This is a genomic window from Herminiimonas sp. (assembly GCF_030645555.1).
In the GTDB taxonomy this organism is placed as follows: domain Bacteria; phylum Pseudomonadota; class Gammaproteobacteria; order Burkholderiales; family Burkholderiaceae_D; genus Oxalicibacterium.
In genome coordinates this window covers 18587-29040 of the sequence record NZ_JAUSME010000045.1, presented here as the reverse complement: position 1 = coordinate 29040, position 10454 = coordinate 18587, and the positions used below count along the sequence as shown (strand labels likewise).

General features: G+C 56.6%; 7 protein-coding genes and 1 riboswitch. Of the genes, 2 read left to right on the top strand and 5 right to left on the bottom strand.

The annotated features are described in order from the left end of the window. Positions 1–2626, top strand: a 2626-nt coding sequence (locus Q7T06_RS01970; protein ID WP_304779244.1) for a ribonuclease E/G, incomplete at its 5' end; no start/stop codon positions are given. 121 nt (positions 2627–2747) lie between these two features. Here the strand turns inward: Q7T06_RS01970 and Q7T06_RS01965 are convergent. From Q7T06_RS01965 to Q7T06_RS01945, 5 genes are all read right to left on the bottom strand, one after another. Beyond that, positions 2748–3251, bottom strand: coding sequence for a 6,7-dimethyl-8-ribityllumazine synthase (locus Q7T06_RS01965; protein ID WP_304779241.1), 504 nt, complete (start codon positions 3249–3251; stop codon positions 2748–2750). 99 nt (positions 3252–3350) lie between these two features. Next, positions 3351–3534, bottom strand: a riboswitch (FMN riboswitch). 325 nt (positions 3535–3859) lie between these two features. After that, a complete protein-coding gene (gene rmuC, locus Q7T06_RS01960; RefSeq protein WP_304779238.1) occupies positions 3860–5329 on the bottom strand; it encodes a DNA recombination protein RmuC in 1470 nt (489 codons plus the stop codon). A 72-nt stretch (positions 5330–5401) separates the two neighbouring features. Further along, on the bottom strand, positions 5402–5806 hold the full coding sequence (locus tag Q7T06_RS01955; RefSeq protein WP_304779235.1) for a group II truncated hemoglobin: 405 nt from the start codon (positions 5804–5806) through the stop codon (positions 5402–5404). A 64-nt stretch (positions 5807–5870) separates the two neighbouring features. Beyond that, entirely contained in the window at positions 5871–8372 is a 2502-nt protein-coding gene (locus Q7T06_RS01950; RefSeq protein WP_304779233.1) for an ABC transporter permease, read from the bottom strand. Positions 8373–8536: 164 nt separating this feature from the next. Continuing rightward, a complete protein-coding gene (locus Q7T06_RS01945; protein ID WP_304779231.1) occupies positions 8537–9550 on the bottom strand; it encodes an adenosine deaminase in 1014 nt (337 codons plus the stop codon). A 222-nt stretch (positions 9551–9772) separates the two neighbouring features. On the opposite strand from Q7T06_RS01945, the gene Q7T06_RS01940 reads away from it, so the two are divergent. Beyond that, positions 9773–10444, top strand: coding sequence for a hypothetical protein (locus Q7T06_RS01940; RefSeq protein WP_304779227.1), 672 nt, complete (start codon positions 9773–9775; stop codon positions 10442–10444). Positions 10445–10454: the final 10 nt, after the last annotated feature.

Here is a 10454-nt window from a genome sequence, read left to right as displayed (position 1 = left end):
GGTCCAGGTCGAGAAGGAAGAGCGCGGCAATAAAGGCGCCGCACTGACTTCATTCGTTTCGCTGGCTGGCCGTTATCTGGTCTTGATGCCTAACAATCCACGCGGCGGCGGTGTATCGCGCCGCGTCGAAGGCGAAGATCGCCAGGAATTGCGCGAAACGATGGACAAGCTGGACCTGCCACAAGGCATGTCGGTGATTGCCCGTACCGCCGGCATCGGCCGCAACGTCGATGAATTGCAATGGGACTTGAATTACCTGATGCAACTCTGGCGTGCGATTGAAGGCGCTGGCCAATCGGGTGCAGGCGCATTCCTGATTTATCAGGAATCGTCACTGGTCATCCGCGCGATCCGCGATTACTTCCAGCCGGATATCGGCGAAATCCTGATCGACACCGACGACATCTACGAACAGGCTCAACAGTTCATGAGCCACGTGATGCCGGACATGGTCCATCGCGTCAAACGCTATCGCGACGACGTGCCGCTGTTCTCACGTTTCCAGATCGAACACCAGATCGAAACCGCGTACTCGCGTACCGTTCCGCTGCCATCCGGCGGCGCGATCGTTATCGATCACACCGAAGCCCTGGTTTCGGTCGACGTCAACTCGGCACGCGCCACCCGCGGCAGCGATATTGAAACGACCGCCTTCCATACCAACTGTGAAGCCGCTGAAGAAGTCGCTCGCCAATTGCGCTTGCGCGATCTGGGCGGCTTGATCGTCATCGATTTCATCGACATGGAAAACGCGAAGAATCAGCGCGAAGTCGAAACCCGCCTCAAGGATGCGCTGCACTACGATCGTGCCCGCGTCCAGATGGGCAAGATCTCGCGCTTCGGCTTGATGGAATTGTCGCGTCAGCGCCTGCGTCCATCGCTGTCGGAAGGCAGCCATGTCACCTGCCCGCGTTGCAACGGCACCGGCCACATCCGCGATACCGAATCGTCCGCATTGCAAGTCCTGCGCATCATCCAGGAAGAAGCGATGAAGGAAAACTCGGCATCTATCCACGTCCAGGCACCAGTCGACGTCGCCGCTTTCCTGCTGAATGAAAAACGCGGTGAAATCCTGAAGATAGAAACGCGTCACCGCGTCTCCGTCATCCTGATCCCGAACAAGCATCTGGAAACGCCGCATTACAAGCTGGAACGCATCAAGCATGACGATCCACGCCTGGAAGAAACACAAGCCAGCTACAAGATGACGGAAGAAGCCGATACCGACATCAGCTACGAAAAGCGCCAGAAGGAAGAAGCCAAGCCGCGCCAGGAAGCCATGGTCAAGGGCATCACGCCGGAGCAAGCGCCTATCGTCGAACGCAAACCGGTAGAAGCAGCCAAAGTCGCACCTGTAGAAAGCAAGGGTTTCTTCCAGAAACTGATGGCTTTCTTCAGCGGTGAACCGGAACAGACCAAAGCCGCACCAGCCTTGCCTGCCCTGGAAGACAAAAACCAGCGCAACCCGCGCGGTGACCGCAATGCAGGTCGCAATCAACGCAATCGCAGCCGTGGTGGCCGCGGTGGTCGTGATCGCAGCGAAGGCGATGAAGCAGCAAAACCGGCGTCAGCGCCAGTGGCTGCAGAAGCGCAAACAGCGCGCCCTCCTCGTCTACCCCGTGAACCACGCGAGCCGCGTGAACCACGTGAAAGCAATGAAGGACGCCGTGAACGCACACCACGTCCACCACGCGAAGAGCGCAAGGACAAGGAAGTCGTTGCCGAACTTGACGCTAGCCTGTTGCAAGGCACAGCTGCCATTATCGCTGCCGCACCGGCCAAAACCACGCCGCCAGCAAGCGAAGCCGCCAGCGCTGCTGTCGTGCTCGATGCCAACGGCATACCGGTAGAAGCTGTCGAAGGCGAAGAACAACCGCGTCGTCGTCGTCGTCGCGGTGGCCGCAACCGTAATCGTCGCGATCGTGACAGTACCGAAACCGGTACTGAAAACGAAGGCGGTGAAGATGGTGCTGAAGCCTTGCAGGATGACCTTGCTCAAGCCCCTGTCACAGCGCAGGCCAGCCCTGAAGCTGTTGCCGAGCCTGTCGCATATGCAACTGAGGCCAAGAGCCAGATCGAAGCGCCTGTCAGCGCCCTGACCTCGGCCATCGCGGCACCGCTGATTCCGCAAGAAGTCATGCGCCAGCCCGAAGTTGAAGTTGCCACGCCAGCAGTAGCTGTAGTTGCAGCGGAGCCAGTCGCCGTTGCTGCACCTGTCGTCGCGCCAGTTGTCAGCCAGCCAGCACCTGCGCCGGTAGTCGAAGCAGCACCAATAGTTGAAGCAGCGCCAGCGGTGGAAGCAGCACCCGTAGTCGCAGTTGCACCGGAACCGGCTGTTACAGCGGCCCCTGTCGCAGCTGCACCTGTCGCGACTCCCGTGATTACACCAACCCCGGTCCCTGTACCAGCACCAGCGCCAGTAATGGCCGCGCCGGGCAAAGTGGAAGACTTGAGCGAAGTGTTGCGCACTGCCGGCTTGCAACTTGCTGCCACCAATCCTGAAAAGCTGCGTGCAGCACAGGAAGAAGCGGCGAAGTTCGTACCACCGGCACGGGTACCGCGTGAGCGCAAACCATTGCCGCAGGAATCGACGGAACCTTTGGTGCAGATGGAAACAAAACGGTAATACCGAGCATCATCCTGTTCACTGCAGGATGTTCTGGTCGTTAAAAAGGGAGCCCAAGGCTCCCTTTTTTATTACCCTCTGCTTCGAGCAAGCTGCGCATCAACGCAGCATGCAAAAAGGACTATGCAGCCATGCGCTCTTGCGTGCTCGCTTCTATTTGCTGCAAGCGTTTGATCGTGTCGGCGCATGCATGGGCGGCTTCCTTGCCCTTGACCAGAAAATGCTGATAAAAGAAATTCTGGTGCTCGTCATGTGCATGGAAATGATGCGGCGTCAGCACGGCAGAAATAACCGGAACTTCGGTTTCCAGCTGGACTTGCATCAAGCCGCTGATGACGGCTTGCGAGACAAATTCGTGACGGTAGACGCCACCGTCGACCACCAGGCCGGTGCCGACTACTGCAGCGTAACGACCGCTTTTGGCGAGCAATTTGGCATGCAGTGGAATCTCGAATGCGCCTGCCACTTCAAAGAAGTCGATCACCTCTTCCGGATAACCGCTTACAGCCATTTCCTCGATGAATGCGATACGGCATTGATCGACGATATCCTTGTGCCAGCTCGCCTGGATAAAAGCGATACGGTGACTTGCTGATTTTGTTTTGATACCGATAGGGTGTTGCATGTGAAGCTCCTGTTTGCAAATTGAAAAACAGGGCAGTTTGAATATCAAGCGGGAATGGCAGACGCACGTCACCGCAAGGTGCAAGTGCGTAATAAGTCATCCCGTTCTCTATCATCCGGACTATGACCGTCGGCCCCGGGATCACACCGGGTCTGCTGACCTTGTTGAAGCAAGCCGAAGAACAGCTTGAAGCTTCAACAAGCGCTCGCGGGCTAAACACAAAATAATGAAACTCTGCGCCATTACCGCCGGTGGGGAATTTCACCCCGCCCCGAGAACGTACTGATGAATGTGTGTACTGAAAACTCAGCGCATCACTGCATCAGTGAGACGTGAATTTATCATGATTCAAAAAAAGCTGCTGAAGGCTGAAATGCCGTTCAGTTAAGGCCTACTTGACGGAATTGCTGTCATTCCCGCGCAGGGTGCAGCAGGGAATTCAGCCGGCATGCCGGCTGCCTGTGAAACGGCCGCCGCATGCTTGCGGCGGTGCGCGCTGCAAGCGGGAATCCAGTGCGAGCACATAAAATCACTGGTTCCCCGCCTGCGCGGGGAAGACAAACCTGAAAAATTCCGCGCTTATTGAATGGCATTGGCTGGCGGCTGGACTATTCCTTGTCGTCCAGTAAATCGCCCAGTGGCATATCCACACCCAGCAGCTGTTGCGCTGCCTCGCTAGGCAGTGCCTCTACCGACTTCAGTTTGCGCGTCATCTGACGGCTTCTGGTCTCGGCCTGTTCGATGTTCTTGGCTGCGCGCTCCAGCGTCGCCTTGGTCGCGGCCAGCACATCGCCGAACTTGCCAAACTCGGTTTTGACCGCACCCAGCACTTGCCACACTTCGGACGAACGTTTCTCAAGCGCCAGCGTGCGGAAACCCATCTGCAGGCTGTTGAGCAAGGCCGACAAGGTCGACGGGCCGGCGATGCTGACACGGTGCGTGCGCTGCAGGTCGTCAGCCAGGCCGGGCCTGCGCATGACTTCGGCATACAAGCCTTCAGTCGGTAAAAACAGGATCGCGAAATCGGTGGTCAGCGGCGGCGACAGATATTTCTCGGCAATTTTTTTCGCTTCATTGCGCACTACCGTTTCCAGCTCACGTCCCGCCAGCAAAACGCCATCTGCATCGGCGCGATCAGCGGCATCGGCCAGGCGCTCGTATTGCTCCTTCGGAAATTTCGCATCGATAGGCATCCAGATCGGCGTGTGGCCGCCATCGTTACCCGGCAACTTGATCGCGAACTCGACGCGCGCACCGCTGCCCGGTATCGTTTCCACATTCTTTGCATACTGCTCCGGCGTCAACACCTGCTCGAGCAGCATTTCCAGCTGCACTTCGCCCCAGGTGCCGCGCGTCTTGACGTTGGTCAGCACGCGCTTCAGGTCGCCAACGCCGATTGCCAGCTGCTGCATCTCGCCCAGGCCCTGATGTACTTTTTCCAGACGGTCGGAGACCAGCTTGAACGATTCGCCCAGGCGCTGCTCCAGCGTTGCATGCAGTTTTTCATCGACCGTCTTGCGCATCTCTTCGAGCCGCGTGCCATTGTCGGTTTGCAGATCCTTGATCTTCGCTTCCAGCGTGGCGCGCACTTCAGCCATACGCTGCGCATTCGATTCTGTCAGCGTGGTCAGGCTTTGATTGATCGTATCGCCGAAACGCTGCAGCGCACTCGCCTGCTCTTCACGTCCGGTCTGCGCCTGCAGGGTGATGGCCTGGCGCATCGCTTCCAGTTGCTGTGCATTTGCTTCATTGAGCTTGGCGAGCTGTTGTGCAAAGGTATCGATCTGGTTGTTTTGCAGCGTCGCCACGCTGGTCAATTGCGCGGCCAGCGTTTGCTGGAATTGCATGAAATTGCTGCCCAGTTCTTGCCGCGTGGCTTGTGCAGTCGATTGAACCTGCTCACGCAATTCGCGTTCTATGCGCTCGCTGCCTTGCTGCTGATGGCGCTGCAATTCATTTTGCAGCTGCGCAAGTTGAGGGGCGATATCGACCGCGCGATTGCGCAGCATCGCGACTATCTGCAACACGATGATGATGGCTGCGGCAAGCAGCAAGATGATGAAGTGCAGTTGTGTCATGGATAGCTAAGTCCGGGGCAAGGAAAATCGTGTTGTGCAAGGTGTCGCCGAAACAGCGGCAACGGCGTTTGCCTAACCATGCGTATTGCGCATCCAGTCGGCAGTTTCTGCAAAAGCCTTGCGCAGATGCTCTTGCAGGGATGGAACGATGCCGACTTCCTGCATCGCCATCTCCATGCATTGCAACCACTGGTCGCGTTCACTGGTGGCTATCGCATACGGCAAATGGCGGGCGCGCAGGCGCGGATGGCCGAAGCGTTCGACAAACAGGTTGGGACCGCCAGTCCAGCCGGACAGGAACCAGAACAGCTTGTCGCGCGAGCCCTCCAGCGTGGTCGGATGCATCGCGCGTATGCCGGCAAACGCCGGCTCCAGATCCATCAAATCGTAGAAGCGATCGACCAGTGAGCGTACGCCACTTTCGCCATCCAGCAGTTCATACAGGGTACTTTGTTGATTTTCAGTCATAGCCGACATGATAACGCATCACTATGTGGCGCGATACGTGACCAGGTCGGGACAAGCCATCCAGCGCAATCGATCAGGCCTCGCGCAAAGTTTGCAGCGGCGGCTGATTCAGCACATTGCGCAAGCCTACCCAACCGCCGATAAATGCACATGCCGCGCCAACTGCAAAGCCGGCAATCCACACGACCGGGCTGAATTTCCATTCAAAGTCAAATACGAAATGCGCAAGCGACCAGCCGACCGCCGTCGCGCCGCTGGCCGCCAGCAAACCGGCCAGGCCGCCTACCAATGCGAATTCTATCCACTGCGATTGCGACAATTGCCTGCGCGTCGCACCCAGCGCACGCAACAGCCCGGCTTCACGTGTGCGTTGATCCTGCGAGCTGGCCAGCGCCGCATACAGGACCAGCACACCGGAGGCGAGCGTAAACATGAACAGGAATTCGACCGCAGTGACGACTTGATCGATCACGTCCTGAATCTGTTTGACCACACTGCCGATATCGACCACGGTCAGGTTCGGATAATCGCGCGTCAACTGATTCTCGAACGCGGCGCTGCCTTCCGGCAGATGGAAGGATGTGATCCACGACTGTGGCATGTCCTTCATCGCGGCAGGATTGATGATGACGAAGAAATTGACTTTCATCGATCCCCATTCCAGTTTGCGCAAACTGGTGATCGGCACTGCAACGGTTTCGCCGGCAATCTCGAACTTCAATTTATCGCCCAGCTTCAAGCCCAGCGTTTCTGCCAATCCGGCTTCTACCGATGCTTCCGGCTTGCTGTCGTCGAACCAGCGTCCTGCGGTGATTTCATTCGACGCGGGCATCTTGCTCATCGTCGACAGATTGAATTCGCGATCGACCAGACGCTTGGCTCTATCTTCGATAAAACTCTCGCCGGTGATGGCTGCATTGTTAATCGCCAGCAAACGGCCACGTATCATCGGGAACAGATCGGCGTCGGCAATTTTGTTTTGCGCCAGCCGCGCTTCCAATTCAGCTTTTTGATCCGGTTGAATATTGATGACGAAACGATTCGGCGCATTCGGCGGTGTCGCGCTGCGCCACGCATCGACCAGATCGCCGCGTATCACGGTCAGCAGCAGCAAGGCCATCAGGCCGAGTGCCAGTGCAACAACTTGCACTATCGTCGCCCCCGGGCGGCGTTGCAAGGCCGTCACTGCAAAGCGCCAGCTCGCGTTGTTGATGAGGCCGCGCAATGATTGCAGCGACTTCAAGGCCAGCCAGCTAATCAATGCAAACCCGGCGAGCCCGCCGAGAAAGCCGGCGGCCGTCAGCAAGCCTAGTTTGATATTTCCCGCTTGCCACAGCAACAGGCCGATGAAAGTTGCCAGTCCGAGCGCATAGGTGACGATGGTGATCGGTTGTGGCATATCCTGCTCGCGTCGAATCACGCGGTTATGCGGCACATTCCGCAGTTGCAAAATAGGCGGCAGCGCAAAACCTATAAGCAGCAGCAAGCCAGTCGCCACGCCCTGCACTGCCGGCATTATCGATGCCGGCGGCAAGTCGTTGGTGATCAAGCGGCCCAGCCATTCGATCAACACAAAATGCGCAGCAAAGCCGAGAGCTGCACCGATGGCACTGCCGACCAGACCCACCATGAAGAATTCAATCAGATACAGCGCTGTCACCTGATTTTGCGTCATGCCCAGGCAACGCAGCATCGCGCAGGCATCGACGTGACGCAGCATGAAGCGACGAGCCGCCATGGCAACAGCGACTGCCGCCAGCATTGCCGACAGCAAGCCAACCAGCGACAGGAATTCTTCCGCACGTTGCAAGGTTGCCCGCATTTGCGGCTGGCCGGATTCCAGCGATTCAGTACGTACACCTTTCAGATTATCCGTTTCGATTTTTTCCTGTACCCATTTGTCAAACTTTTCGACCTCGGCCGGTTTGCCTGCAAGCAGCTGACGATAGGTGACACGCGAGCCGGGCTGTATCAGTCCGGTCGCTGCGACATCGCTGGCGGACAGCATCACGCGTGGCGCAAAGTTCATGAAACCAGCACCGCGATCCGGCTCATTGATAATGACCTTGGCGATGGTAAAAGTCTTGTCGCCAAGTTTGAGTGGATTGCCGACTTCAATATTCAGACTGGTCAGAATGCCGGCATCAACCCACACCGTGCCCGGATCGGGAATGGAAGTAGCGGCGATACCTGCGCCGTTTATCTGCGTCGCTACTTTTACACTGCCGCGCAATGGATAAGCCGGACTGACGGCCTTGATCGACGCCAGTTTGGACGCCGCCTGATCGCCCTCACCTGCGATTGCCATACTTGGGAAAACGATGGTTTCAGCCAGTTGCAAACCGCGCTTTTCAGCTTCCGCTTTCCATGCCGGCGCAATCGCTTCATCTGTACGTATCAACAGATCAGCACCCAGCATTTGATGCGCGTCGCGATTCAAACCGGTACGCATGCGATCGACAAAAAAACTGACCGACGACAGCGCGGCGACTGCCACAATCAATGCCACCAGCAGGAAGCGCAACTCGCCGGCGCGCCAGTCGCGCTGCGTCATACGAAAAGATTGAACAAACATCAAGTCATTCGCTTTCTGGATATGCCTGGTTTAGCGGCCAAATAATGACAAAAATAAACCCGACAACAATATGGGGAAACAGGATTTGCGATTGCAAACCTGCACAAGACTAGCGTAAAAGCGCAAGCGTCGCTGGCGCGGCAAAGAAAGCGCGCCTGTTACTGTCAGGCGGCGAAAAATGCATCGACCTGATGCAGATATTTTTGCCTGATCCCCTCATCCATGAAGGCGGCAGAAAAACTGTTGCGCGCAAGCTGCTGCAGATGCTGTCGCTGCAGCGGCAAGGCTTCGATGATGGCGACAAAATTATCGTTGAGGTAACCGCCAAAATACGCAGGGTCATCCGAATTGATCGTGATCATCAAACCGGCATCCAGCAAGGTCAGCAAATTATGCTGCGACATTTTTTCAAATACGCATAGCTTGATATTCGATAGCGGGCATACCGTCAGCGGCATTTTTTCGCGCGCCAGGCGCTGCATCAATAGCGGATCGTCTATGCAGCGCACGCCATGATCGATGCGCTCTACATGCAACAAATCTAGCGCCGTTGTTATATAGGCTGGCGGGCCCTCTTCGCCTGCATGCGCAACCAGATGAAAACCCAGTTCATGGCAACGAGCAAAGACGCGCGCAAATTTCTCCGGCGGATGGCCGCGTTCAGAAGAATCCAGCCCGATACCGATGATTTTTTCGCGATACGGCAGCGCCTGTTCCAGCGTCGCAAAAGCTTCTTCTTCCGACAAATGGCGCAGGAAGCACATGATCAAGCCGCCAGTCATGCCCCATTTTTGATGCGCATCGGCCAGCGCACGGTGTATCCCATCGACCACCATGGCAAACGCGACACCGCGCGCCGTATGCGTCTGTGGATCAAAGAACAGTTCTGCATGCAAGACATGGTCTGCATGGGCGCGTTCCAGATATGCCCACGTCATATCGTAAAAATCCTGCTCGGTCAGCAAGACGCTGGCGCCGGCATAGTAAATATCGAGGAAGGATTGCAGATCGGTGAATGCATAGGCGGCGCGCAATGCTGCTATCGAAGGATAAGCCAGCGTGAGGCCATTGCGTTGCGCCAGCGCAAAGATCAACTCCGGCTCCAGCGAACCTTCTATATGTATATGCAATTCCGCCTTGGGCATGCGCGTGGCAACATCTATCAGTGCGGCATTCATACTGGATTTCCTTATTGTTGGTGGTACGGGCACATGCATTATTTCATGAGAGTACTGTTGTACGGATGATCTCAAATAGTTTCCACAAGGAAATATAATCTTGGTCAAATGCCATAGCCGGTATTATAGTTAGGCATAGATCGCCTATCCCCAGAGATGGAGTTATGGATGAGCGCCATGGCAGCACCATGGATACATTGAAATCCCGACAGAAAATGACGTATGCCCGAAATCAATATCTCAGTCACGCCTGACGTACACCGGAGTTTGCTGAAGCACTACCAAAAGGTGGTCGATACAACGCAGCCCGGAGCAGCGTCACCCAGCTTCGATACATGGCTGCTCGGCAGGATCTCCGCGACGGCGGCAGATGAGGCAGCACAGTTCTGGCTCAGTGATATCCGCTCCTTCAATGCGATCGAAAAAATGGTGAACAGCCTGCATAAACACGGCTACGGCCTGGCTTGCTACGGCAAGGCTGGTACCGAGCCGGAAATATCGGCAGCAGTGCTGGCCAGCACGCTGGTGCAAGACTTGAGACTGGCGCCGCACTACGTCAAACGGCTGCAGGATCTGTTCGTGCATTACCAGAAAGATGCGAAAGAAATTGCCGACGCCGCGCAAGTAGGCGTCACCAACCGCGCATACGGCGCCATCAGCGAAATCTTCAGTCAGCTTGTCGCACGCACCGAAAAAGCCGAAGACAGCCTGAGCGAAGAACGCGCACTCGGACGCGTCGAAGGCGGCATCGCGATACTGGTCGGACTAGGCATCATGACGCGCGTGGCGGCGCAGAAGAAAACTGCAGAATTCAAGGCCAGGCTGCCAAAGACCCTGGCCGGCAAGGAAACCTGGGTCAACAAGGTATTTCGCACTGCCAGCGACAAGAAATAGCATGGAAAGG

Excerpts from the sequence above, each read along its gene's own strand:
- Q7T06_RS01965 (WP_304779241.1), bottom strand. The coding sequence starts at position 3,251 with ATGCAACACCCTATCGGTATCAAAACAAAATCAGCAAGTCACCGTATC.
- rmuC (WP_304779238.1), bottom strand. The coding sequence starts at position 5,329 with ATGACACAACTGCACTTCATCATCTTGCTGCTTGCCGCAGCCATCATC.
- Q7T06_RS01955 (WP_304779235.1), bottom strand. The coding sequence starts at position 5,806 with ATGTCGGCTATGACTGAAAATCAACAAAGTACCCTGTATGAACTGCTG.
- Q7T06_RS01950 (WP_304779233.1), bottom strand. The coding sequence starts at position 8,372 with ATGTTTGTTCAATCTTTTCGTATGACGCAGCGCGACTGGCGCGCCGGC.
- Q7T06_RS01945 (WP_304779231.1), bottom strand. The coding sequence starts at position 9,550 with ATGAATGCCGCACTGATAGATGTTGCCACGCGCATGCCCAAGGCGGAA.
- Q7T06_RS01940 (WP_304779227.1), top strand. The coding sequence starts at position 9,773 with ATGCCCGAAATCAATATCTCAGTCACGCCTGACGTACACCGGAGTTTG.